Source organism: Amycolatopsis sp. NPDC114478 (assembly GCF_055633805.1).
In genome coordinates, this window is the sequence record NZ_JBVKDO010000002.1 from 583140 (window position 1) to 606159 (window position 23020).

General features: G+C 72.1%; 22 protein-coding genes. 6 read left to right on the forward strand and 16 right to left on the reverse strand.

Annotated elements, in window-relative coordinates; all coding sequences use genetic code 11:
- Positions 1 to 13: 13 nt before the first annotated feature.
- Positions 14 to 631, reverse strand: a complete 618-nt coding sequence (locus ACZ7OH_RS07450) for an acyl-CoA-like ligand-binding transcription factor (RefSeq protein ID WP_470280070.1) — start codon at positions 629 to 631, stop codon at positions 14 to 16.
- Between the two features lie 153 nt (positions 632 to 784).
- Between ACZ7OH_RS07450 and ACZ7OH_RS07455 the strand changes: the two genes are divergently transcribed.
- Entirely contained in the window at positions 785 to 2128 is a 1344-nt protein-coding gene (locus ACZ7OH_RS07455; protein WP_470280071.1) for an MFS transporter, read from the forward strand.
- A gap of 62 nt (positions 2129 to 2190) precedes the next feature.
- On the opposite strand, the gene ACZ7OH_RS07460 is transcribed toward ACZ7OH_RS07455, so the two are convergent.
- The 7 genes from ACZ7OH_RS07460 to ACZ7OH_RS07490 all read right to left on the reverse strand — a co-directional run bounded on the left by ACZ7OH_RS07460 (position 2191) and on the right by ACZ7OH_RS07490 (position 7753).
- Positions 2191 to 3540 (reverse strand): SPFH domain-containing protein, encoded by a 1350-nt coding sequence (locus ACZ7OH_RS07460; RefSeq protein WP_470280319.1) that lies wholly within the window; start codon positions 3538 to 3540, stop codon positions 2191 to 2193.
- Between the two features lie 88 nt (positions 3541 to 3628).
- Positions 3629 to 4117, reverse strand: a complete 489-nt coding sequence (locus tag ACZ7OH_RS07465) for an SPFH domain-containing protein (protein ID WP_470280072.1) — start codon at positions 4115 to 4117, stop codon at positions 3629 to 3631.
- The gene (locus ACZ7OH_RS07470) at positions 4114 to 4548 is read right to left on the reverse strand and encodes an NfeD family protein (RefSeq protein ID WP_470280073.1); all 435 of its coding nucleotides are present in this window, start codon (positions 4546 to 4548) and stop codon (positions 4114 to 4116) included. The genes ACZ7OH_RS07465 and ACZ7OH_RS07470 overlap by 4 nt, the downstream gene beginning before the upstream one ends.
- An 84-nt stretch (positions 4549 to 4632) precedes the next feature.
- Positions 4633 to 5448, reverse strand: coding sequence for a DUF3097 domain-containing protein (locus tag ACZ7OH_RS07475; protein WP_470280074.1), 816 nt, complete (start codon positions 5446 to 5448; stop codon positions 4633 to 4635).
- 51 nt (positions 5449 to 5499) lie between these two features.
- On the reverse strand, positions 5500 to 6387 hold the full coding sequence (locus ACZ7OH_RS07480) for an aminoglycoside phosphotransferase family protein (protein WP_470280075.1): 888 nt from the start codon (positions 6385 to 6387) through the stop codon (positions 5500 to 5502).
- The gene (locus ACZ7OH_RS07485; RefSeq protein WP_470280076.1) at positions 6372 to 7175 is read right to left on the reverse strand and encodes an SCO1664 family protein; all 804 of its coding nucleotides are present in this window, start codon (positions 7173 to 7175) and stop codon (positions 6372 to 6374) included. The genes ACZ7OH_RS07480 and ACZ7OH_RS07485 overlap by 16 nt, the downstream gene beginning before the upstream one ends.
- A gap of 2 nt (positions 7176 to 7177) precedes the next feature.
- Entirely contained in the window at positions 7178 to 7753 is a 576-nt protein-coding gene (locus ACZ7OH_RS07490) for a DUF3090 domain-containing protein (protein ID WP_400906985.1), read from the reverse strand.
- A gap of 76 nt (positions 7754 to 7829) precedes the next feature.
- On the opposite strand from ACZ7OH_RS07490, the gene ACZ7OH_RS07495 reads away from it, so the two are divergent.
- Genes ACZ7OH_RS07495 through ACZ7OH_RS07505 form a run of 3 tightly spaced genes read left to right on the forward strand, consistent with a single transcriptional unit; the run spans position 7830 to position 11049 of the window.
- Positions 7830 to 9749 (forward strand): prolyl oligopeptidase family serine peptidase, encoded by a 1920-nt coding sequence (locus tag ACZ7OH_RS07495; RefSeq protein WP_470280077.1) that lies wholly within the window; start codon positions 7830 to 7832, stop codon positions 9747 to 9749.
- A complete protein-coding gene (locus ACZ7OH_RS07500) occupies positions 9746 to 10645 on the forward strand; it encodes a S66 peptidase family protein (RefSeq protein WP_470280078.1) in 900 nt (299 codons plus the stop codon). Before ACZ7OH_RS07495 ends, ACZ7OH_RS07500 begins: the two co-directional genes overlap by 4 nt.
- On the forward strand, positions 10642 to 11049 hold the full coding sequence (locus ACZ7OH_RS07505; protein WP_470280079.1) for a TIGR03668 family PPOX class F420-dependent oxidoreductase: 408 nt from the start codon (positions 10642 to 10644) through the stop codon (positions 11047 to 11049). Before ACZ7OH_RS07500 ends, ACZ7OH_RS07505 begins: the two co-directional genes overlap by 4 nt.
- Before the next feature lie 3 nt (positions 11050 to 11052).
- On the opposite strand, the gene mptB is transcribed toward ACZ7OH_RS07505, so the two are convergent.
- The 5 genes from mptB to ACZ7OH_RS07530 are packed head-to-tail and all read right to left on the reverse strand — an operon-like array spanning position 11053 to position 18038.
- Positions 11053 to 12588 carry a polyprenol phosphomannose-dependent alpha 1,6 mannosyltransferase MptB gene (gene mptB / locus ACZ7OH_RS07510; RefSeq protein WP_470280080.1) on the reverse strand — a complete coding sequence of 512 codons (1536 nt, stop codon included), beginning with the start codon at positions 12586 to 12588 and terminating at the stop codon, positions 11053 to 11055.
- Between the two features lie 47 nt (positions 12589 to 12635).
- Complete coding sequence (gene nikE / locus ACZ7OH_RS07515) at positions 12636 to 14288, reverse strand: nickel ABC transporter ATP-binding protein NikE (RefSeq protein ID WP_470280081.1); 1653 nt, start codon at positions 14286 to 14288, stop codon at positions 12636 to 12638.
- Positions 14285 to 15181, reverse strand: coding sequence for an ABC transporter permease (locus tag ACZ7OH_RS07520; RefSeq protein ID WP_470280082.1), 897 nt, complete (start codon positions 15179 to 15181; stop codon positions 14285 to 14287). Before ACZ7OH_RS07520 ends, nikE begins: the two co-directional genes overlap by 4 nt.
- A complete protein-coding gene (locus tag ACZ7OH_RS07525; RefSeq protein ID WP_470280083.1) occupies positions 15178 to 16203 on the reverse strand; it encodes an ABC transporter permease in 1026 nt (341 codons plus the stop codon). The genes ACZ7OH_RS07520 and ACZ7OH_RS07525 overlap by 4 nt, the downstream gene beginning before the upstream one ends.
- 2 nt (positions 16204 to 16205) lie before the next feature.
- Positions 16206 to 18038 (reverse strand): ABC transporter substrate-binding protein, encoded by a 1833-nt coding sequence (locus ACZ7OH_RS07530; RefSeq protein ID WP_470280084.1) that lies wholly within the window; start codon positions 18036 to 18038, stop codon positions 16206 to 16208.
- A gap of 169 nt (positions 18039 to 18207) precedes the next feature.
- Between ACZ7OH_RS07530 and ACZ7OH_RS07535 the strand changes: the two genes are divergently transcribed.
- Positions 18208 to 19035, forward strand: a complete 828-nt coding sequence (locus ACZ7OH_RS07535; protein ID WP_470280085.1) for a M55 family metallopeptidase — start codon at positions 18208 to 18210, stop codon at positions 19033 to 19035.
- A complete protein-coding gene (locus ACZ7OH_RS07540; protein WP_470280086.1) occupies positions 19028 to 20326 on the forward strand; it encodes a M20/M25/M40 family metallo-hydrolase in 1299 nt (432 codons plus the stop codon). Before ACZ7OH_RS07535 ends, ACZ7OH_RS07540 begins: the two co-directional genes overlap by 8 nt.
- A 12-nt stretch (positions 20327 to 20338) precedes the next feature.
- Here the strand turns inward: ACZ7OH_RS07540 and ACZ7OH_RS07545 are convergent, their stop codons facing one another.
- From ACZ7OH_RS07545 to ACZ7OH_RS07555, 3 genes are read right to left on the reverse strand one after another with little or no spacing between them, the layout of a single operon-like run.
- Entirely contained in the window at positions 20339 to 20578 is a 240-nt protein-coding gene (locus ACZ7OH_RS07545; RefSeq protein ID WP_470280087.1) for a hypothetical protein, read from the reverse strand.
- Positions 20579 to 20587: 9 nt separating this feature from the next.
- Positions 20588 to 21220: a class I SAM-dependent methyltransferase gene (locus ACZ7OH_RS07550; RefSeq protein WP_400906953.1), complete on the reverse strand. Its 633-nt coding sequence runs from the start codon at positions 21218 to 21220 to the stop codon at positions 20588 to 20590.
- 42 nt (positions 21221 to 21262) lie between these two features.
- Complete coding sequence (locus tag ACZ7OH_RS07555) at positions 21263 to 22894, reverse strand: tannase/feruloyl esterase family alpha/beta hydrolase (protein ID WP_470280088.1); 1632 nt, start codon at positions 22892 to 22894, stop codon at positions 21263 to 21265.
- Positions 22895 to 23020 lie beyond the last annotated feature (126 nt).

Below are 23020 nucleotides of genomic sequence, written 5' to 3' on the forward strand. Positions count from 1 at the left end.
GGGTGGAGCGGGGTCAGCGCGGTTCGGCCAGACCGGTGGCGAGCCGGCCGAAGACGTCCCGCAGCGCCTCTTCCATCGACTGTGACCGGTCGGCCAGCAGCCACTGCTGCGTGGCGGCGTTGAGTGCGGCACCGACGACGCCCGCGACGAGCCGCGGGTAGACGTCCGTGGCCACGTCGGTGCCGGTGCGTTCGGCGACGACGAGCGCGATTTCGGTTTCGGCAGCCGCGCCCGCCTTCTGGAACTCGCCCTGCAGAGCGGGTTCCGCGACCATCAGCCGGAGGCCTTCGACCCACGACTGCTCCGGCGGCCGCCCTTCGGTCACCGGAGTGCCGAGGGCGAACCCGGCCAGCGCGGCTTCGGTGATGGCCGTCCAGATCGGCTCGCCCGCCGGGCGCTGCCGCAGCGCCTCGGCGATCGCGCGAGCCCGGTCGTGGTGACGGGCGACGATGGCTTCGCCCTTGCTGCCGAAGTAGTTGCTGAACGTCCGGGTGGAGACGCCGGCTTCGGCGGCGATGTCTTCGATCCGGACGTTGTCGTAGCCGCGTTCCACCGTCAGCCGGATGGCCGCCCAGCTCAGCGCGATGCGCGTCTCGTGCTTCTTGCGCTCACGCAGCCCTCTGGCGTCCATGGCTCCACCGTAGCGGAACTTGCTGAATCTGCAAAGTTGCAGAATCTGCACTTTGTTCCTCAACCGGCCGGACTAGATGGCGGCCATCGATCGCCGAAACCGTCGACGGGCGTCACACTGTTGTGTGACATCGGTCACCGGAGGTGTTGCGAGATGGTGTTGGGCGACAACAGCGTCACTCACAAGGTGGAACCGGACACCAAGTCCGGGAAGACGCAAGTACGGCGTGCGGCGCTGGCGAGCGCGATCGGCACGACCATCGAGTGGTACGACTTCTTCCTCTACAACACCGCGGCGGCGCTGGTCTTCCCGCACCTGTTCTTCCCCGCGTCGAGTGCCTACGCGGGCGCCATGCAGTCCTTCGCGACCTACGCGGTCGGGTTCGCCGCCCGCCCGGTCGGCGCCGCGATCTTCGGGCACTGGGGCGACCGGATCGGCCGCAAGGCCACCCTGATCGTCACGCTGCTGCTGATGGGCATCTCCTCCGGCGTCGTCGGGATGCTGCCCGGGACGTCGGCGATCGGGATCGCCGCGCCGCTGCTGCTGGTGCTGCTGCGGCTGGTCCAGGGCATCGCCATCGGTGGCGAGTGGAGCGGGTCGGTCCTGCTTGCGATGGAGTGGGGCGACCAGCGCAAACGCGGGCTGCTGGCCAGTTTCGCGCAGATCGGCGTCCCGGTCGGGCTGGTGCTCGGCACGGGCGGGATGACGCTGCTGTCGGCGACCCTCTCCCCCGCCGCGTTCGACTCCTGGGGCTGGCGGCTGCCGTTCCTGGCCAGTCTCATCCTGGTCGCTGTCGGCCTGGTGATCCGGCTGAAGATCCTCGAGACGCCGATGTTCGCGAAGCTGATCGAGAGCCGGCAGACCGCGCGGACGCCGGTGCTCGACGCGATCCGCCACCACTGGCGCGAAATCCTGCTCTCGGCCGGGGTGCGCTTCAGCGAGCAGATGCCGTTCTACCTGTTCACCAGCTACGTGCTGATCTACGTCGTGTCGCGCCACGACTTCAGCAAGACGTTCGTGCTCAACGCGGTCCTCGTCGGCGCCGCCTGCGAGCTCGCGCTGATCCCGTTCTTCTCGTCGCTGTCGGACCGCGTCGGGCGCAAGCGGGTGTACCTGACGGGTGCGGTGTTCACCGCCGTGATCGCGTTCCCGTACTTCACGATCCTGGCGCACGGCAGCCACGCGCTGGTGTTCGTCGCGGTCGTCGTGTCGTTCATCCCGCACGCGCTGCAGTACGGACCGCAGGCGGCGCTGATCGGCGAAAGCTTCCCGACGCACCTGCGCTACGGCGGCGCGGGCCTGGGCTACCAGCTGGCTTCGGTGTTCGCGGGCGGCCCGGCGCCGCTGCTGGCGACGTGGCTGCTGCACACCACCGGGACGCCGTACTCGATCTCGGGCTACATCGTCCTGTCGGCGGTGGTCACGGTGCTGTGCGTGATCTTCCTGCGGGACCGGTCGAAGGCCGACATCGACGACGTGACCGTCTACCAGCGCTGAACCCGTGACAAAAGGGCCCGCCCACCGAGTTCCGGTGGGCGGGCCCTTTTGTCACGGACGCGTCAGCGGCGCGGGCCGCCGAACGGGGGCTGCTGCGGGAACGGGCCGCTGCCCGGGTTCTGCGGGCCGCCGAACTGGCCCGGCGGCGGGGACTGCGGCGGCGGGCCCTGGTACTGACCACCCGGGGGCGGCCCGGCCGGCTGCTGCGGCTGCGGGAGCGGCTGGCCGCTCTGCGGGGTCGGCGGGTTCTGCAGGGGCTGCGGCTGCTGCGGAGCCGGGGCGACCTCGGTGCCACGCTCGTCGTCCGCCTCGGGCTCGGGCTGCTGCTGCACCGGGCGCGGGATCGACGGCCGCGCGGGCGGGGCCGTCGGCGTACCGAGGGCCGGAACCTCCTGGCGCGCCACGGCTTCCGCGGCCGCGACGGCCTCGGCGACCTTCGGGTCGCTCTTCGTCTCGAACCAGCTGGCGACCTCTTCGTCCTCGAGGTCGACCTTGTCCGGCACGGTGTCGTCCTTCGGCGGCTCGTAGCGGAACACGCCGTCGTCGCCGGGAGCGCCGAGCGCGCGGGCGAAGCCTTCGAGGGCCTTGCCGTAGTCGCTCGGGATCATCCAGACCTTGTTCGCGTCGCCCTGCGCCATCTGCGGCAGCGTCTGCAGGTACTGGTAGGCCAGCACCTCCGGCGTCGGGCGGCCGGCCTTGATCGCGGCGAACACCTTCTCGATCGCCTTCGCCTGGCCCTGCGCCTGCAGGTACCGCGCGGCGCGTTCACCCTGGGCCCGCAGGATGCGGGACTGCCGCTCGGCCTCGGCCGCGAGGATGGTGGCCTGGCGGGCACCCTCGGCGGAGAGGATCTGGCTCTGCTTCTGGCCTTCCGCGGTCTTGATCGCGGACTCCCGCTGGCCTTCGGCGGTGAGGATCATGGCGCGCTTCTCACGGTCGGCGCGCATCTGCTTCTCCATCGAGTCCTGGATGGAGGGCGGCGGGTCGATCGCCTTGAGCTCGACGCGGCCGACGCGGATGCCCCAGCGGCCGGTCGCCTCGTCGAGCACGCCGCGCAGCTGCGTGTTGATCGAGTCGCGCGAGGTCAGCGTCTGCTCGAGGCTCATGCCACCGACCACGTTGCGCAGGGTGGTGGTGGTCAGCTGCTCGACACCGACGATGTAGTTGGAGATCTCGTACACCGCGGCGCGGGAGTCGGTCACCTGGAAGTACACGACGGTGTCGATCGACACCGTCAGGTTGTCCTCGGTGATCACCGGCTGCGGCGGGAACGAGACGACCTGCTCGCGCAGGTCGATCCGGGCGCGCACCTTGTCCAGGAACGGCACCAGGAAGGTCAGCCCGGGCGAGGCCACCGTGCGGAACCGGCCCAGCCGCTCGATCACCGCCGACTGCGCCTGCGGCACGACCATGATCGCCTTGGCCACCGTGATGATCACGAAGAGAGCCAATAAGACGACCACGATGATCACTGTGGTGGTCAAGAGATCTTCCCCTTACCTAGTACCATTCTTGCGCGGTTGACGGTTTTCCGGGCGGCGCGGGCGGGCTCACCGCGAGCTTCAGCTCCCGGGTTTCGATTCCCCAGCGGCCCGTGGTGTCGTGCAGGACCGTCCACACTGTACGGTGCAGGTCTCCTGGTGCGGTGACGGCGCGCTCGGCCGTGGTCAGGCTCGCTTCCTGCCGCAGCGCCGTGGTCGTCAGCTGTTCGATCGCGATCGCCGGGTTGCTGATCCCGTAGGTCGCCAGCCGCGGATCGGTGACGGCGAAGACGACCTCGAAGCCGATGAGGACCTCCCGCCCGTCGCCCGCCTCGATGACGCGCGGTGGCGCCGACAAGACCTGGTCACCGAGATCGACGCGCGCCCGGACGGTGTCGGCGAACGGCAGCACGAAGTGCCGGCCGGGGCCGAGCACGGCACGGAACCGCCCGCCGCGTTCGATCACCGCGGCCCGGCCTTCGGGAACGACGACGAGCCCCAGGCTCACGGCTCGGCCGACACGACGGCGGTGGCGCCGGAGATCTCGACGACCGTGACCGGCGTGCCGGGCTCGATCGGGGGATGGTGTTCCGACAGGCTGCGCGCGGACCAGACGTCGCCGGCCAGCTTCACCTGCCCGGCCTCGAAGTCCACTGTGGACACGACGACGGCGCGGGCGCCGATCAGCGCGTCGATGCCGGTGTGGTGGATCGGCCCGGCGAGGAACCGGCGCTTCAGCGCGGGCCGGACCAGCACGAGCATGCCGACGGAGGCGACGGCGAACACGACGACGTCGACGAAGAGGTTCCCGGTGAGCACGTCGGCCCCGGCGCCGAACAGCGCGCCGACGCCCAGCATGATCAGCACGAAGTCGCCGGAGACGACTTCGGCGATCATCAGGGCGATGCCGACGATCAACCAGACCAGTGCCCAGGACATGGCTTCATGCTCTCAGATCGTGCCGGTTCGCACCGGCACCGTGACTCGACGTGACCTACGCGTGACCTTGGACAATTCGGACATTCAGTCCTCTTCCGTCGGCTCGGTGACGAAGTCGATGAGCCGTTCCACGGCCCCGATCAGCGGGGTCTCGAGGTCGCGGAAACTGCTCACCCCGCTCAGGACACGTTGCCAGCCCTCGTAAGGTTGCCCCCAGCCGAGCGCGTCGCAGATCCCCTGCTTCCACTCGGTGCCGCGCGGGATCTTCGGCCACGCCTCGATCCCGACGGCCGCGGGCCGCACGGCTTCCCAGACGTCGATGTAGGGGTGGCCGGTGACCAGCACGTTCTCGTCGCGGACGGCCTCGACCAGCCGGGACTCCTTGCTGCCGGGCACGAGGTGGTCGACCAGGACGCCGAGGCGGCGGCCGGGTCCGGTGCCGAACTCGGCGATCCGGTCGGCCAGGACGTCGACGCCGTCGAGCGGTTCCACGACGACGCCTTCGACGCGCAGGTCGTGGCCCCAGACGCGTTCGACCAGCTCGGCGTCGTGCTTGCCCTCCACCCAGATGCGCGAGTCGCGGGCTACGCGGGCCTTGAGGCCCTGCACCTTCACCGAGCCGGACGCGGAGACCTGCCGGGCCGGGGCTGTGGCCGGGGCCCGGTACGGCACGAGCGTGACCGGCTTGCCTTCCAGCAGGAACCCGGCGGGGGCGAGCGGGAACACGCGGTGGCGGCCCTTGGCGTCCTCGAGCACGACGTTCCCGTACTCGATCTTCACCACCGCGCCGCAGTAGCCGCTGGCCGGGTCCTCGACGACCAGGCCGGGTTCGGCGGGGACTTCGGGCACCTTCTTGCGGCGCGGGCCGGCGAGCACGTCGTCATACGAGTGGGAGCGCACGACCAGGCAACCTAGTGGTCATCGGGACCCGGACGGGTCATGCCACGCCGGTCAGCGCGCCATCTCCAGCAGGGCATCGGTGAACGGCGTGTGCTCGCCACGGCGCAGCGGCGGATGGGCGGCCAGCGGGGCCAGGGCGACGCACCACGCGAGGGCTCGTTCGCTGTCGAGACCGGGCAGATGGGGGCGCAGTGCGTCGATGCCGTCCTTGAGCATGCCGCCGGCGGCCAAGGGCAGGTAGAGCCAGTCGGCGAGGTCGAAGGCCGGGTCGCCGACGCTCGGGCGCGGGTCGATGGCCACCGCGCCACGGCGGGGGCCGGCGTCGAGGACGTTGCCCGGGTGCAGATCGCCGTGCACGACCGCGACCGGCCCGTCCGAGGCGAGGGCGAGGGCCCGGTTCCGGGCCCTCGCGAGGAGCTCGGGAGTCACGTACTCCGCGGCCGGCGAACCCGGGACGGTGCGCTCGGTGATGTCGAACATGAAGGTCACGCGGTCGGTCAGCGGCGGCAGGCCGGGCGGGGCCGCGACGCTGTGCAGCTCGGTGAGCAGCGCGCCGATCTCCGGCCACGGGACCTCCCGGCCGCGCAGTTCGGTGCCGGGGACCAGGCCTTCGAGCAGGATGGCGCCGGCGCCGAGGTCGGCGTCGAGAACTTGCACCGCGTGGGAGCACCCGGCCCACGCCCGCAACCCGGCGAACTCCAGGTGGGCGACCTCGGGGTCCGGCGTGAGTTTCAGGACCTGCAGGTCGCCGCCGGGGCCGGTGCACAGCAGCGTGCGGCCGGAGTTGCCGGGACGTGCTTCGCGGACTTCGAGTCCCCACTTCGCGGTCAGGCGCGCGACGAGGTCGGGGAGCGCGTCGCACCACGGGTCGGCCAGCTCGGCGCCGAAGCGGGCGGCCAGCCGCGCGCGGGCGGGCGGATCGATCAGAACAGCGGCCACGGGATGGCGCGCCAGTCGTCTCCCGGTTCGGGGAAGATCCCCTCGGTCAGCAGCAGGTCGGTGCGCTCGGCCAGGGCGCGGACCTCGAACTTGGTGATGTGCTCCGACAACGTCTTGCCGAGGCCGCCGTCCAGCTCCGACCGCAGCTTGCGCAGCTTCTCGACGGTGTCCGGCGGCACGGGCTCGCCGATCCAGCCCCACAGCACGGTCCGCAGCTTCGGGTCGGTGTGCAGGCAGATGCCGTGGTCGACGCCGTACACGCGGCCGTCGACGCCGGGCAGCAGGTGCCCGCCCTTGCGGTCGGTGTTGTTGACGACGATGTCGAGCACGGCGAGGTCGCGCAGGCCGGCGTGGTCGGCGTGGGCCAGCACTGCGGGCTCGCCGAGCCGGTCGTGGGCGTGCAGCACCGGCCGCCAGCCGTCGGGGACCTCGTCGGGCGGGAGGACTTCGACGAGGTCGTCTTCGGTGGTCTCGATCCACAGCTGGACCATGCCGGGGCCGAACGGGCCCTCGCGCAGCACGGTCGGCGGGATCGCGCCGATGCCGGCCGAGTCGCTGATGATCGCGGTCGCGACTTCGCGCCCGGCGAGGGTGCCGTCGGGGAAGTCCCACAGCGGCCGCTCCCCCGACACCGGCTTGTACACGACCTGGCCGGTGACGCCGTCGAGCTCGATGGCGCAGAAGAGCGTGACGTTGGAGGCGTCGACCAGGCGGCCTTCGACGTCGATGCGGCCGTGGGTGACCAGCTCGCGGGACGCCGGGTCGGCCGGATCGGGGGTCGTGGCCATGGTCAGTCTTCGTCCGCCTCGGTCTCGCGCCGGTAGCCGTTCTGCCGGGGGCAGATGTGCCCGGCCGGGTCGAGCGGCTCCCCACACAGCGGGCACGGCTTGCGACCGGCGTTGACGACGCGGTCGGCGCGCTCGGCGAAGGCGCGGGCGGCGGCCGGGCTGAGGAAGACGCGGACGGCGTCCGGGCCCTCCTCGGTGTCGTCCAGCACGACCGTCTCGTCGACCTCGCCCTCGGTGATGGCGAGCAGCTCGATGACGACGGCGCTGCTGTCGGCATCCCAGCCCAGGCCCATGGTGCCGACGCGGAACTCCTCCTCGACCGGCACGGTGAGGGGATCGACGTCGACGAGGTCCTCGGGGACGTCGTCGGGCACGTCGGCGCCGAAGCGGCTGGCGACCTCCTCGAGCAGGGAGCTGAGGCGTTCGGCGAGGACGACGACCTGCTGCTTTTCGATGGTGACGCTGATGGTGCGCACATCCTCGGAAGCCTGGAGGTAGAACGTGCGATCGCCGGGCTCGCCGACGGTGCCGGCGACGAACCGATCCGGCTGGCGGAAGACGTGGATTACGCGAGACATAGCACTGTCGACCCTAGGCCACGGGCGCATGATCGGCATCCGCCGCCCCACCTTCGCGGGCCGCTAGCCTCTGGGGGTGTCTCGGATCTCCCCGTACGGAACCTGGTCCTCGCCCATCACCGCCGCCGAGGTGGCCGCCGCCGGTGGCGGCCCGCAGTGGCTCGACGTCGTCGGGGGCGAGGTGTGGTGGGCCGAGGCGCGGCCCGGTGAGCAGGGCCGGGTCGCCCTGGTGAAGGCCGGTGCCGGCGGCACCGAGGACGTGCTGCCGGCACCGTGGAACGTCCGCAACCGGCTGCACGAATACGGCGGGCGGCCGTGGGCGGTCGCCGATGGTGTGGTGGTCTTCACGCACTGGGCCGATCAGCGCGTTTACGCGCTCAGCGAAACCGGTGTGGTGCCGCTGACACCCGAGCCCGCGGAGCCCCAGGGCGTCCGTTACGGCGACCTCCGGGCCGGGCGGCCGGGCGAGGTGTGGGCCGTGCGGGAGCGCGGTGTCGGGCCGCGCCCGACCGACGTCGCGCGGGACCTGGTGGCGATCGCGCTCGACGGCGGTGGCGAACGGGTGCTGGCGGCGAGCCACCACTTCCTGACCGTGCCGAAGCTGTCGCCGGACGGGCGGCACGCGGCGTGGTTCGGCTGGGACCACCCGGCGATGCCGTGGGACGGGACCGAGCTGTGCGTCGCGCCCGTCGCCGAAGACGGGTCGTTCGGGCCGCACCGCGTGCTGGCCGGCGGCGCCGACGTCGCGGTGTGCCAGGTCGAGTGGGAGACGCCGGCGTCGCTGCTGGCGCTGCTGGACCCGGACGGCTGGTGGAACCTGCACCGCGTCGGGCTGGACGGGTCGGTGGTGAACCTGGCGCCGGTGGAGCGGGAGCTGGGCGGGCCGCTGTGGAAGGCGGGGTCGCGGTGGTTCGCGCCGCTCGGCGGCGGCCGGCACGCGGTGCTGGTGTCGGGGCGGCTGGCCGTGCTCGACGAGGCGGACGGCTCGGTGACCCCAGTCGCGGACGAGCTGACCGCGTGGTCGTCGACCTCGCTGGCGGTGCTCGGCGACGAGGTCGCCGGGGTCGCGGGTGGTCCCCTGCGGGAGCCCGCGGTGGTGTCCGTTTCGCTGGACGGCGAGGTCACGGACTTGACACCGCAGCCGGAACTGCCGTCGGCGTACCTGCCGGTGCCGCAGGAGCGGGTCTTCACCACCGCCGACGGCGAGACCGTGCCGGTGGTGCTGTACCTGCCGGCGAACGCGGAGTTCGCGGCGCCCGAGGGCGAGCGGCCGCCGTTGCTGGTGCACGTCCACGGCGGGCCGACCGGGCAGTACCTGCCGGTGGTGGACCTGGAGCTGGCGTACTTCACCAGCCGGGGCATCGCCGTGGCGGCGGTGAACTACGGCGGGTCGACCGGCTTCGGGCGCGCCTACCGGGAGCGGCTGCGGGAGCAGTGGGGTGTGGTCGACGTCGCCGACTGCGTCGCGGTGGCCGACGCGCTGGTGTCGGCGGGGCTGGCCGACCGCGACCGGCTGGCGATCCGCGGCGGCAGCGCGGGCGGGTTCACCGCGGCGGCGTCGCTGACGACGACGAAGACCTACCGGGCGGCCACGGTGATGTACCCGGTGCTGGACCTGGCCGGGTGGACCGGCACCGAGGGCGACACGCACGACTTCGAGTCGCGGTACCTGGACGGGCTGATCGGCCCGCTGCCCTCGGCGCGGCAGCGGTACGTCGAGCGGTCGCCGCTGGCGAACGCGGCGGCGCTGGCCGGGCCGGTGCTCTTCCAGCAGGGCCTGGAGGACAAGATCTGCCCGCCGGAGCAGGCGGACCGGTTCGTGGGCGGGCTGGAAGGACGCGGGATCCCGTACGCCTACCAGCGATTCCCCGGCGAGCAACACGGGTTCCGGCAGGCGTCGACGATCATCGCGGCCTTGGAGGCGGAGCTGTCGTTCTACGGCCAGGTACTCGGGTTCGAGACGCCGGGTGTCGCGAAGCTGGAGCTGTCGCGATGAGGCCACCTCGGTTGCGGGCGGGTGACACGGTGGCGCTGGTGGCGCCGGCCGGCCCGGTGCCGGCGGACCTGCTGGAGAAGGCGGTGCCGGTGCTGCGCGGCTGGGGGGTCGAGCTGCGGGTCGGGCCGTGCGTGCGGGCCGAGCCGGGGACGCCGCCGTACCTGTCGGGTTCGGACGCGGCGCGGGCGGCGGAGTTCACCGAAGCGTGGCTGGACCCCGGGGTGCGGTGCGTGCTCGCGGCGCGCGGCGGCTACGGCGTGCAGCGGATGCTGGACCTGGTGGACTGGGCGGCGTTGCGGGAAGCGGGTCCGAAGGTGCTGGCCGGGTCGTCGGACGTCACGGCGCTGCACCGGGCCGTGGGCGTCCACTTGGGACTGTCCACTTTGTTCTCCCCGATGCCGGCGAGCGTGCTCTTCGACGACTTCGCGGTCGAGCACCTGCGGCGGTCGCTGTTCGAGCCCGAGCTGAACGTGGTGGTGCGCGGCGGTTCGGTGCTGGTGCCGGGCCGGGCGTCGGGCGTGCTGACGGGCGGGAACCTGTCGCTGCTGGCGGCCGGGATCGGGACGCCGGAGCAGGGGTCGGCGCGGGACGCGGTGGTGCTGCTGGAGGACGTCACGGAGAGCGTGTACCGGCTGGACCGGATGCTGACGCAGCTGCTGCGCAGCGGCTGGTTCGCCGGGGTCCGCGGGATCGTGCTGGGTTCGTGGGCGGCGTGCGGTGACCCGGCGGAGGTGCGGGCGCTGCTGCTGGACCGGCTGGGGCCGTTGGGGGTGCCGATGGTGGAGGAGTTCGGGTTCGGGCACGTGGCGTCGTCGCCGACGTTGCCGCTCGGGGTGCCGGTGACGCTGGACGCTGACCTGGGGACGTTGACGTTCGACGCCCCGGCGCTGACGTGAAGCTCCCGGCTTCGGAGGCCCGCGCGCGGTTCGCCGCCGCGCGGGTGGCGCGGCTGGCGACGGTGTCGGCGGCGGGGGTGCCGCACCTGGTGCCGGTGACGTTCGCGGTGCGGGGTGATGAGGTGGTGTTCGCGGTGGACCACAAGCCGAAGTCCTCCGTCGCCTTGCGGCGGCTGCGGAACATCGAGGAGAACCCGGCGGTGTGTTTTCTGACCGACGGCTACGACGAGGACTGGTCACGGCTGTGGTGGGCCCGCGCGGACGGCCCGGCGCGGGTGCTGGCGCCGGGGGCGGAGCCGGTGGCGTGGCTGGTGGCGAAGTACGAGCAGTACGTCGAGCGGCCGCCGGAGCACGCGGTGGTGCTCACGGAGGTGCACACGTGGAGTGGCTGGACGGGCTCGTGAGCGTCAGTCGCGCAGGAACTTCTCCGGGCGGCGCCACGCGTCGATGATGCCCAGCGGGTCCGGGCGCAACAGCGACGCCGCCGAGTACAGGCTCGCCACCACCACCAACGCGATGAACCACCAGTCGTACAGGGCCTGCTCGCCCGTCGGGTAGTACACCAGCGTCACGAACACCGAGACCGCCACCACCAGCGCCAGGTGGCGGGGCTGCCACTTGAACGCCGACAGGAGCACGAAACCCCAGGTCAGGTACCACGGCAGGGTGGGCGGCATGAGGATCGCCACCGCCAGCAGGGAGATGCCCGCCCGGTAGACCGCCTCCGTACCGCCGCCGCGGCCGAGCCACCACTGGCGGATGCCGAAGCCGATCAGGACCAGCATGCCCGCCGCGCGGGCGACCGTCACGAACGGCGACACCTGGACGTCCACCACCAGGTGGACGAGGTTGTAGAACACCTCGCCGATGCCGGTGGGGATGTTCAGCCAGTTCGCGATGAGCTGCGGGGCCTTGAGCCCGGACCACCAGCCCATGTTCAGCGAGCCCAGCGAGATCCACGTGCCCGCCACGAACACCGGCAGGAACAGCCCCACCGAGGCCGCGCCGGCGCGCAGGAAATTGCGGACCTTGGACTCACCGGGCAGGTGGTTGGCCCAGATCCAGACGATGAACGGCAGCGCGATCGCCGCTGTCGGCTTGATCAGCATGCCGATCGTGACCAGGACGACCGCGACGACGTGCTTGCGTTCCAGGGCGGCCAGGACGCCGGTGGTGAGGAACGCGAGCATCATCAGGTCGTTGTGCGGGCCGCCGAAGAGGTGGATGACCATCATCGGGCTGGCCACCGCGAGCCACAGCGCGACCGGGAGCTTGCCGCCGAGGTGCTTGACCAGCCGCGGGAGCGCCCACAGCGTCCCGGCGAGGCCGGCCAGCAGCACGACGCGCATGAGGATGACGCCGAGGATCATATTGTCGCCGGTGGTGGCGACGACTCCCTTGGAGATGAGCAGGAACAGCGGCCCGTACGGCGCCGGGGTGGTCTGCCAGAGCGGGTGGACGTTCTGCACGACGTTCGGCAGCACGTCGAGCTCGGCGGGGCCGTTGGCGTACGGGTCGAGCCCGTAGAGCAGCTGGGCGCCCTGGCCGAGGTAGGAGAAGACGTCGCGGGTGAACAGCGGCGGCGAGATGAGCAGCGGCGCCATCCAGCACCCGGCGGCCACCAGGATCGGGCGGCTGCCGATGCGCCCGGCCAGCACGTAGCGGCCGAGCCGGACCCACGCCCACACGACGAGGCCGAAGCCGGTGTAGAGGACGGCGTTGGCGAGCATGCGCCCGTGGCCGTAGCGGATCCAGGAGAGCGGGCCGTGGCCGAGCACGGGGTCCTTGATCAGGATGCCGCCGGCGCCGAAGGCGGCGAGCATGAGCAGGGTGCTGCCGACCGTGCCCATCGCGATCGTGCGGTACGGGAATCGCGAAGGCACGCGGAGCCGCTCGGCCAGTCCGGCCGAGGGCGTCTGTGTGGGGTCGGTGGTGGTCGCCATTTCCGTTCGGAGATTACACACCGCGCTCGCGCGGGGTTCCCGCAGTGTCAGGTTTCGACGGTGCGGCGCTGGGCCGTGCCGCCGGGGAGGGCGGCCAGCAGGGACTTCGTGTAGTCGTGGCGCGGGTCGAGCAGGACCTGTTCCACCGTCCCGGTTTCGACGAGCTCGCCGCGGTACATCACGGCGACGCGGTCGGCGATGTTCCAGGCCAGGCCCAGGTCGTGGGTGATCACCAGGGCGGCGAGGCCGAGCTCGCGCCGCAGCCGCAGCAGCAGCCCGAGGATCTCGCCGCGCACGGACGCGTCCAGCGACGCGACCGGTTCGTCGGCCACCACCACCGACGGCTCGAGCGCCAGGGCGCCGGCGATGACGACGCGCTGGCGCTGGCCGCCGGAGAGCTGGTGCGGGAGCCGGTCGGCGTACTTCTCCGCCGGCCGCAGCTCCGCGGCCTCCAGGGCCCGGTGCACGACCGCGCGCTCGTCGGCCAGCTTGTGGATCCGGGGGCCTTCGGCGACGGCCTCGTACACCGTGTGCGCCGGGTTGAGCGCGCTCGTCGGGTCCTGCAGCACCAGCTGGACCTGCCGCCGGTAGGCCTTGAGGCCCGCGCCGGAGGCCGGGACCGGCCGGCCGGCGTAGCGGACCACACCGGAGTCGGGTTTCTGCAGGCCGAGCAGCGTGCGGGCGAGCGTCGTCTTGCCGGAGCCGGACTGGCCGACCAGGGCGACGATCTCGTCGCGCGACACCGTGAGGTCGACCCCGGCGACGGCGTCGATGCGCTTGCCGGTGCGGTCGCGGAAGGACACCCGCAGGTTCTCTGCGGCCAGCAGCGGCTCGCCGCCCACCACGCGGTCCGCAGGTTCGGGCGGGAGCGGGTTGCTGGTCGCCGGGGCGAAGCGGGACACGGGGTCGCCGACGGTCGGGAACGCCGCGGCCAGCGCCCGGGTGTGCTCGTGCTTCGGGGCTCCCATCACCTCGGCGCTGGGGCCTTCCTCGACGATCTGCCCGTCGTACATCACCGCGATGCGCTCGCAGGTCGAGGCGAGCACGGACAGGTCGTGGCTGATCATGATCAGGCCGATGTCCTGCTCGGCGACCAGCCGCGAGAGCAGGGCCAGAACCTGGGCCTGGACGATGACGTCGAGGGCGGTGGTCGGCTCGTCGGCGATGATCAGCCGGGGCGAGCAGGCCAGGGCCATGGCGATCATGACGCGCTGCTTCTGCCCGCCCGACAGCTCGTGCGGGTAGGCACCGGCGCGGCTCGGGGGCAGGTCGACCTGGGTGAGCAGCTCGGCGACGCGGGCGTCGACCTGGGCGTCGGTGAGCGCCCCCGCCGCGGGCGGGTGCAACCGCAGCGGTTCGGCGATCTGCTCGCCGATCTTGCGGACCGGGTTGAGGGCGTGCATGGCGCCCTGGAAGACCACCGACGCCTCGGCCCAGCGGACCGCGCGCAGGCGGCCCCACTTCATGGCGGTGACGTCTTCGCCGTCGAGGACGATCTCGCCGGTGATCTTCGCCGTGCGCGGCAGCAGCCGCAGCACGCTCATCGCGACCGTGGACTTGCCCGAGCCGGATTCGCCGGCGACGCCGAGGGTGCCGCCGGGGTCGAGGGACAGGTCGACACCGCGGACGGCGGGCACCTCCTGGTCGCCCACCGCGTAGGTGACGTTGAGGTCCTTGAGCTGCAGCAGCGGGGTGGTCACTTCTTCAACCTCGGGTTGAACACGGTCTCCAGGCCCCGGCCGACCAGGGTGAAGAAGAGGACGACGAGCACGATCGCGATGCCCGGCGGGAGCACGTTCCACCAGGCGCCGCGGCTGATGGCGCCGTTGTTGAGCGCGCTTTCGAGCACCAGGCCCCAGGTGACGGAGTTGGGGTCGCCGACGCCGAGGAACGACAGGGTCGCGTCGGCGATGACGGCGTTGCCGACCACGAGCGTCGTGTTGGCCAGCACCAGCGGCATCACGCCGGGCAGGACGTGCTTGCCGACGACGTGCAGGTGGCCGCCGCCGAGGGCGTGGGCGCGCTCGATGTAGGGGCGGCTTTCGATGGTCAGCGTCTGGGCCCGGACCAGGCGGGCGGTGCTGGGCCAGGCGGTGAGGCCGATGGCGACGATGATCGTCCCGACCCCCTTGGGCAGCACCGCCGAGAGCGCGATCGCGAGGATCAGCGACGGCAGGACCAGGAAGAAGTCGGTGAAGCGCAGCAGCGTCGCCGACACCCAGCCGCCGAAGTGGGCGGCGGCGATGCCGATGAGCGTGCCGATGACGACCGACAGCAGCGCGGCGGAGAACCCGACGAGCAGGGAGATCCGGGTGCCCCAGATGGTCATCAGCAGCACCGAGCGGCCGAAGTTGTCGGTGCCGAGCCAGTGCTCGGCGTCCGGCGGGGACAGCGGGGCCCCGGTGGCCTTGGTGACGTCGAGGCCACTCTGGTCGCTGATCAGCGGCAGCAGCAGCGCGACGACGACGGTGGCGCCGAGCAGGACCAGCCCGATGAGCGCGGCGCGCTGGGCGGCGAACTCCCGCCAGGTCCGGGCGAGCGACGCGCGCCGGCGGTGCCAGGCGATCTGCCGGGGTGTCTCGGCGGTGGTCATGAGGTACGCACCCTCGGGTCGAGCACGCGGTAGAGCAGCTCCGCGAGCAGGTTCATCAGCACCACGGCGCTGGCCAGCACGGTGAACACGCCTTGGAGCACCGGCAGGTCGGGTCCGTGCAGGGCGTCGTAGGTCAGCTGCCCGAGCCCGGGCCAGCTGAACACGGCCTCGACGGTGACCGCGCCGGCGACGACCTGGCCGAACTGCATGAACACCAGCGTGGTGGTCGGCAGCAGGGCGTTGGGGACGGCGTGCCGCTTGCGGACGAGGTCGTCGCGCAGGCCCTTGGCGCGGGCGGTGGTGAGGTAGTCGGCGTTCATCTCCCCCAGCAGCGACGACCGCATGATGAGCATGTACTGGGCGTAGAACACCGCCAGCAGCGTCACGCACGGCAGCACCAGGTGGTGCAGGACGTCGAGGGTCTGGGAGAGGACGTCGGGCGCGGCGTCCGGGGAGTGCATGCCGCGGCTGGGGAACAGGCCGTTGGTGACGACGAGCAGCATCAGGCCGAGCCAGAACTGCGGGACCGACCAGAGGGTCAGCGCGATCCCGGTCTGGGCGCGGTCGAAGAAGCTGTCGCGGCGCCAGGCGGCGCGGATGCCCAGCCAGAGCCCGATGAGCACGGCGAGGACGGTCGCGCTGCCGACGAGCAGGATGGTCGGCCAGAGGCGTTCGCCGATCATGTCGGCGACCGGGCGGCCGTTGTTGAGCAGCCGGGACTCGCCGAGGTCGCCGTGCAGCAGGTTCCAGAAGTAGGTGCCGAACTGGACGAGGACGGGCTTGTCGACGCCCATCTTCTCGCGGAGCTCGGCGATCTGCTGGGGGCTGGTGACGCGGTCGCGGGTCATCGCCGCGACCGGGTCGCCCGGCAGCATCCGGAAGAGGAAGAAGAACAGCACGACCACCAGCACGACGCTGACGACCGCTTCGAGGATTTTGGTGAGCACGAACCGGGCGGTGCCGGTCCCGCCGCGGTGCTCGTCGGGGTCGACGAGCACCGCGGCTTGTTCGGGGGCGGTCATTCCTACTCGCGGTCTTCCGAGGCTTTGTTCCGGCGGCTGATGATCACGCCGCCGGCGACGACGATCACCACGACGATCGCGCCGACGACGATCCACACGACGGTGCCGCTGCTGCCGGAGTCGGCCGTGGCCTCCGTGCCGGCCGGGGTGGCGCCGTAGACGCCCCAGTAGCCGGTCTGCTCGAGGATCGCGCCCTTGGGCTGCGGCTGGGTCGTGAAGGCGGAGAACTTGTCGGAGCGGTAGGCCTCGAGCGCGTTCTGGTAGTCGAGCACGATCGTCGGGAACTGGCTGTAGAGCCGGGCCTGGGCTTGCTTGACGTAGTCCGCGCGCTTGGCGTCGTCGGTTTCGGTCAGCTGCTTCTTGTAGAGGTCGTCGTAGGCGGCGTCGCAGAAGAACGTGTCGGTGCTGCCGCCCTTGCCGTCCGGGGCGGGGCGCGCGGCGCAGGTGTGCAGCGAGAGCGCGTAGTCCGGGTCGGGGTTGGTGCCGTAGCCGCTGATGGCGAGGTCGTACTTGCCGACGGCGGTGCGGTCGGACAGCTCGTCGTCGGAGACGAGGTCCTGCTTGACGGTGATGCCGATGTCCTTGAGCCAGCCGGTGACGTACTGGGCGACGCCCTGGTCGTAGCTGCGGTTGGAGTGGCCGGTCAGGCGCAGCTCCAGCTTGGCGCCGCCGGGGGCGGTGCGGACGCCGTCGGGGCCCTTCTTGTAGCCGGCCTGCTCGAGGGTGGCGTTCGCGGCGGCGAGGTCGAACTTGATCTTCTCGCTGTCGCTGGGCGCCCAGTGGTAGTCGGCGTAGACGGCGGGCACGACGCCGCCGCCGACCTGGCCGAGGCCCTTGAGGACCTTGTCGACGATCGCCTGGGTGTCCACGGCCTGGGTGATGGCCTTGCGGACGTTGATGTCCTTGAGGACCGGGTTGCCGTCGCCGATCGGGTTGTTGGCGTTGTCGGTGACGCCGAAGTTGATCGACAGCTCGTCGTAGCGGCGGCCCGGGGCGGCGTTGGTGGTGATGCCCTGCTGGCCCTGCAGCGCGGCGAACTGGTTGGGGTTGAGCCGGTTGATGACGTCGACTTCGCCCTGCTTGAGCGCGTTGACCGCGGCCTCGGTGTCCTTGAACTGCAGCAGCTGCAGTTCGTCGACCTTCGGGGCGCCGCGCCAGTAATCCTTGTTGGCCTTGAACTTGACGTACTCGTTCGGCTTGTACTCGGTGATCTGGAACGGCCCGTCGGAGACGCCGGCGACCTTGAGGTCGTCGGTCGAGGCGTCCTTGAGGTCCTTGATCGGCTCCCAGATGTGCTGCGGCACGATCGGGACGTCGAGCAGGTTCATGTTGACCTGCACGGTCTTGGTCTTGATGACGAGGGTGGTGTCGTCGGGCGCGGTGACCGTCTCGAAGTTGGCCACGTAGTTGCCGTTGGCGGTGCGGGCGTTCTCGTCTTGCAGCATCCGGTTGAACGTGTACGCCGCGTCCTTGGCGGTGACCGGCTGCCCGTCGCTCCACTTGACGCCGCTGCGGATCTTGAACGTCCAGGTCAGCTTGTCCGCCGACGGCGTCCAGGACTCGGCGAGCGCGGGCGAGGCCTCGGCCTTCGCCGCGTCCGGGACGGTGAGGAACTCGTAGGTGAACCGGCCGATCTGCGTCGACGCCGAGAGCACGGCGGTGAACGGGTTCAGGTGGTCGATGCCGGTGGTCAGCGCGACCCGCAGCACCTTGCCCTGCTGGGCCTGGGCGGGCAGGGCGAGCGGGATCCCCGCCAGCGCCGCGGCCGCGACGACCGCGCCCACGCGGCCGAGCCGCCCGATTCTGCGTTGGACATGCACCAAAAACCACCCCATCGTTCTCGCTGTGAGCCTCCCCAAGGACGAGAAGTAACCACATACCGCCACAACCGCGCAATATGTTGCCGCTGCGGAAGGTGTCCGATCGTTATCGATCGGTTTTGGTGACGCTGAGTGATCGGGGAGGTGTGCCCGGAGGCGCGGCGGCCTGGCTAGAGTGCCGGGCATGCGCATCATGATCTCGGCGGACATGGAGGGCGCCACCGGTGTCACCTGGACCGACGACGTCGTGCCCGGTTCGCCGCAGTGGGACCGCTTCCGGCGGCTGTTCACCGGTGACGTCAACGCCGTCCTGGCCGGGCTGTTCGAGGCCGGGGCCGCGGATGTGCTGGTCAACGAGGCGCATTCGTCGCAGCGGAACCTGCTGCTGGAGGACCTGGACCCGCGGGCGCGGATGCTGACCGGGCGGCACAAGCCGCTGTCGATGATGCAGGGCGTCGACTCCGGTGTGGACGGTGTGGTGTTCCTGGGCTACCACGCCGGTGCGGGGTTCGATGGGGTGCTGTCGCACACCTACCTGGAGAACCAGATCACCGGGGTGTGGCTGGACGACGTCCCGGCGAGCGAGGGGCGGCTGAACGCGGCGATGGCCGCGGAGTACGGCGTCCCCGTCCTGCTCGTTTCGGGTGACGACAAAACGTGTGACGACGCCCGTGACTACGCTCCGGAGGCGGAGCTGGTCCAGGTGAAGGAGTGCGTCAGCCGGTACGCGGCGATCTGCCTGCCGCCGGCGCGCACGGCGGACCTGCTGACCGGCGCGGCGGCCGACGCGATGGCGCGCGCCGGGCGGGAAGAGCGGCGGGTGCGGGCGCACCGGATCGAGGTGGAGTTCGACGCGAGCCACCTGGCCCAGGCGACGGCGGTGATCCCGACGGTGGAGCAGATCGGGACGCGCCGGGTCGGGTTCGACGCGCCGGACATGACCGAGGCGATGAAGTGTTTCAAGGTCGTCACGGCGATCGCGGCGGGGGCGGTGCAGGGCATCTATGGCTGACGTCGTCGAGCTGTGCGCGGACCTGATCCGGTTCGACACGACCAACCGCGGGAACAACGACGCCTCCCCCGAGCGGCCGGCGGCGGAGTACGTGGCGGCGTTCCTCGACGGCCTCGGGATCCCGTCGCGGATCCTGGAGGCCGCGCCCGGGCGGGCCAGCGTGATCGCGCGCGTGCCGGGCACGGACCCGTCGCTGCCGGCGCTGCTGGTGCAGGGGCACCTGGACGTCGTCCCGGCGGACGCGGCGGACTGGTCGGTGCACCCGTTCGCCGGCGAGGTCCGCGACGGCTGCCTGTGGGGGCGCGGCGCGACCGACATGAAGGACTTCGTGGCGATGGTCCTCGCGGCGCTCGCGAGCGGGGTGCGGCCGCGGCGTGAGCTGGTGCTGGCGTTCGTCGCCGACGAGGAGGACCGCGGCGAGTGGGGCGCGCACTGGCTGGTCGATTCTCATCCCGAGTTGTTCGAAGGCTGCGAAGCGGCGATCAGCGAGTCGGGCGGCTACACCTACCACGTCCCGGCGGCCGACGGCCGTGACGTGCACCTGTACCCGGTCGGGACGGCCGAGCGCGGCACGGCGCACCTGAAGCTGACCGCGCGCGGCCGGGCGGGGCACGGGTCGCGGCCCAACGACGAGAACGCCGTCACGCGGCTGGTGGGCGCGCTGCACCGGATCGCGGCGCACCGCTGGCCGGTGTCACTGACCCCGGCGGTGCGGGCGTTCCTGGAGCGGACCGGCGCGGCGCTGGGGGTGCCGGTAGATCTGTCCACTTCGGACTCCGTGGACGCGGCGGTGGCGGCGGTGGGGCCGGCGGGTTCGCTCGTGCTGCCGACGGTCCGCAACAGCACGACCCCGACGATGCTGGACGCGGGCTACAAGGTGAACGTGATCCCGTCGACGGCGACCGCGCAGGTGGACGTGCGGGTGCTGCCGGGCACCGAGGAGGCGTTGTTCGCGGCGCTGGACGAGCTGCTCGGCGAGGGCGTGACGCGGGAGTTCGTGGCGCACCAGCCGCCGGTGCAGGCGCCGGTGGACTCGCCGTGGTTCTCCGCGATGGCGTCGGCCTTGCGGGCGGAGGATCCCGAGGCGGTGGTGGTGCCGTACTGCCTGGGCGGCGGGACGGACGCGAAGGCGTTCGCGCAGCTGGGGATCGCCAACTACGGGTTCGCGCCGCTGTGGCTGCCGAAGGGCTTCCCGTACCGCGCGATGGCGCACGGGGTGGACGAGCGGGTCCCGGTGGAGGGCCTGCACTTCGGGACCCGCGTGCTGTCACGGTTCCTGGCCGGCTGCTGAGGCGCGCCCGGCTCAGCGCACCGGCGGGTTGGGCAGCTCCGCGGCGATGGTGGGCTCCGGCAGTGGCCGCGCACCGGCGCCGCTGAGCGGGGACGGCGGAAGCGGGCGGCGCGGCTCGCGGACCCCGACGCCGCCGTCGTCCCCGGTGTCGTCGTCCCGCCCGGGATCGGGCCGCCCGTCCGCGGCCGGCGGCATCCCGGAGGACCGGTACTTGAGCTGCCGCGCGACTTTGCGGCGTTTCCCGTCGGGCATGGGAGGTCCTCAGCGCGTGAACTCGGCCCAGTAGCGGGCCCCGTCGTGGATGGTCTCCAGGCCCACCAGCTTCACGCCGTCCTGGGCCACCGACTCGATCTCCGCGCGGCTGAACGGCCACGGCGGCCCCGGTTCCGGTGCCACGTTCTCCTCCGCCACCTCCGACACCAGCATCGTCCCGCCCGGGGCGAGGAAGCCGGCCAGGGACGTGATCGCCGCGGCGCGGAAGTCGCGGGGCATCGCCTGGATGTTGATGATCTCCACGACCAGGTCGAACGCGTGGTGCCACTCCCCCGGCGGCTTCAGCAGGTCGGCCACCACGTAGTCCACCGCCGACTCCGGGAACCGGGCGCGGGCGGCCTCGACCGCAGCCGGGGCGACGTCGAAGCCCGTCACCGCCCAGCCCGCCGCCGCCAGCAGCTCCGAGTCGTCGCCCAGGGCGCTGCCCACCACCAGAGCCCGGCGGCCCTCGCCGGGCTCCACCCAGTCGGCCAGGTCGGCGTTCGGCGCGCCGCGGGTCCACGGGACCTCGGCCTCGCCGCGGGCGGCGGCGGTGTAGAGCTCGTCGAACCAGCGGGTCGGGCTGCCGTCGGCGAGGGAGGCGCGGGAGAGCACTCGGTCGGCGGGTTCCGGCGTCGTCATGGGCGTGACCTTAGCGGCGGCGCCGGGCCCGCGGGAGCCGTTTTACCGCGCTACCGGCCCGGGAATCGCGTACAGGTACTCACCGGCCCAGTGGACGGTGTCGCGGACCGGCGAGGTGGGCGGGGCCGGGCGGAAGCTGGCCGCGTCGTCGACGCTGCCGGTGCCGTCGTAGACCGCACGCCACGGGTAGGCGAACACCGGCCGCGTCCGGGTCACGTTCCCGGCGGCGTCACGGCCGGTCGCGGTCACCACGGTCGGCGTCGTGCCGCGTTCGACCCAGGCGACCAGCTGCTTGAGCGGGTCGAACTCGGTGAGCGTCGTGCCGCCGCCGCAGTGGTAGAGCGACGGGACCATGAACAGCCGGACCCAGTCCTGGAAGTGGCCGCCGGTGAGCCGCTGGTAGTAGTCGAGCGTGCCGGCCGGCGGGATGGCCTCGTCGGCCCAGCCGTGCCACAGCACGAGCTTGCCGCCGCGCCGCTGGAACGCCGACAGGTCGAGGCTCAGCGCGTCGTAGCGGACGCCGACCGGGGTGAGCCGGTCGAACTCGCGCCGGGTGAAGGCGAAGGTGTCCACGGTCGAGGCAGGTGCGCCGATCGGGTAGCCGAGGTAGCGCAGGTAGTTGTCGGCGAGGCTGCGGGCGAAGGCGAAGCCGCCGGTCTCCGGGGTCGGGATGATCCACCCCGCCCAGGACAGCTCGGAGCCGGGCAGCTGGCCGCCGGGGTAGAGCCGAGTCCCGTGGGCGTCGGTGGGCGGCGAGTAGAGCCGGCGGGTCGCGGCGACCTGGGCCGGGGTGAGGCAGGACGGCGTGTCGGCGCCGGCGCAGGTCAGCGTCGCCGGGTCGAAGCGGCAGGCGCGCGGGTCGTCGAGCTGGCCGTCGGCGAGCCCGTCGAGGCGGTCGCAGGCGGCGAGCACGGCGTCGTGCAGCGCGGGCAGCTTGGCGGCGGTGAGGATCGGGCTGCCGTCGGCGGCGGCGTTCGCCCGCGCGAGCCAGGTCTGGTACTCCCCGAGCAGCGGTCCCCAGTAGTTCGCGGGGGCGCCGGCGTCGATGCCGTCGAAGTCCGCCGGGTACCGCTGGGCCAGCAGCAGGCCTTCGCGGCCGCCGTCGGAGCAGCCGGTGAAGTAGGACTTGCGCGGCGGGGAGCCGTAGAACGCCTGGATGATCGCCTTCGACGCGCGGGAGACGACGTGGGGCGCGCGGAACTCGAAGTCGTCGCGCGCGGCCTGGTTGTCCGCGCCCCAGCTGCCGTCGTCGACGACGGCGGGGGTCGTGCCGACGTGCCCGTCGTCGGTGGCCGCGACCGCGACGTCGCCACCGTGGGGCAGCCCGCAGTCGGCGAAGGCCGGCGGGTTGACCAGGCCGCAGAAGCCGCCGCAGCCGTACTGCAGGTAGCGCCCGGCGTAGGTCGTGGTGGGCAGCCGCAGCTCGAAGCGGACGGCGGGTTCGACGTAACCCTTGACGCCGCAGTACTCGGGGTCGGTGGCGGTCGCGGCGACGACGGCCGCCGACGTGACGTGCGTGGCGGCGCCCGGGAGGGCGTACCCGCGGACGAGGTCGCCGCAGGTGGTGATCGGCCGGACGGGGGACTCCGTCGCGGCGGACGCGGCCACCGGGGCGAACCCGGTGGTGGCGAGCAGGAGTGCGGTAAGTGCGAGGAAGATCCGGACTGGTCTCATCGGGTTCCCGTTCCCTCGGTTGTCCAGTTCTGGCCAGGTTTGCCGACCGGTCTTGACATCGATGTCACCCGCGCGTTTCGCTCTCTGGGCGCCGCCGGTCCCCCCGTCCGTCGGTCCCCAGTTCAC

Bases quoted from the DNA above. Each gene is read 5' to 3' on its own strand.
- ACZ7OH_RS07550 (WP_400906953.1), bottom strand. From the start codon at position 21,220: ATGACGACGCCGGAACCCGCCGACCGAGTGCTCTCCCGCGCCTCCCTC.
- ACZ7OH_RS07455 (WP_470280071.1), top strand. From the start codon at position 785: ATGGTGTTGGGCGACAACAGCGTCACTCACAAGGTGGAACCGGACACC.
- ACZ7OH_RS07545 (WP_470280087.1), bottom strand. From the start codon at position 20,578: ATGCCCGACGGGAAACGCCGCAAAGTCGCGCGGCAGCTCAAGTACCGG.
- mptB (WP_470280080.1), bottom strand. From the start codon at position 12,588: ATGGCGACCACCACCGACCCCACACAGACGCCCTCGGCCGGACTGGCC.
- ACZ7OH_RS07500 (WP_470280078.1), top strand. From the start codon at position 9,746: ATGAGGCCACCTCGGTTGCGGGCGGGTGACACGGTGGCGCTGGTGGCG.
- ACZ7OH_RS07535 (WP_470280085.1), top strand. From the start codon at position 18,208: ATGCGCATCATGATCTCGGCGGACATGGAGGGCGCCACCGGTGTCACC.
- ACZ7OH_RS07540 (WP_470280086.1), top strand. From the start codon at position 19,028: ATGGCTGACGTCGTCGAGCTGTGCGCGGACCTGATCCGGTTCGACACG.
- ACZ7OH_RS07470 (WP_470280073.1), bottom strand. From the start codon at position 4,548: ATGTCCTGGGCACTGGTCTGGTTGATCGTCGGCATCGCCCTGATGATC.
- ACZ7OH_RS07555 (WP_470280088.1), bottom strand. From the start codon at position 22,894: ATGAGACCAGTCCGGATCTTCCTCGCACTTACCGCACTCCTGCTCGCC.
- ACZ7OH_RS07520 (WP_470280082.1), bottom strand. From the start codon at position 15,181: ATGACCACCGCCGAGACACCCCGGCAGATCGCCTGGCACCGCCGGCGC.
- ACZ7OH_RS07485 (WP_470280076.1), bottom strand. From the start codon at position 7,175: ATGGCCACGACCCCCGATCCGGCCGACCCGGCGTCCCGCGAGCTGGTC.
- ACZ7OH_RS07490 (WP_400906985.1), bottom strand. From the start codon at position 7,753: ATGTCTCGCGTAATCCACGTCTTCCGCCAGCCGGATCGGTTCGTCGCC.
- ACZ7OH_RS07450 (WP_470280070.1), bottom strand. From the start codon at position 631: ATGGACGCCAGAGGGCTGCGTGAGCGCAAGAAGCACGAGACGCGCATC.
- ACZ7OH_RS07525 (WP_470280083.1), bottom strand. From the start codon at position 16,203: ATGACCGCCCCCGAACAAGCCGCGGTGCTCGTCGACCCCGACGAGCAC.
- ACZ7OH_RS07460 (WP_470280319.1), bottom strand. From the start codon at position 3,540: ATGGTCGTGCCGCAGGCGCAGTCGGCGGTGATCGAGCGGCTGGGCCGG.
- ACZ7OH_RS07530 (WP_470280084.1), bottom strand. From the start codon at position 18,038: ATGGGGTGGTTTTTGGTGCATGTCCAACGCAGAATCGGGCGGCTCGGC.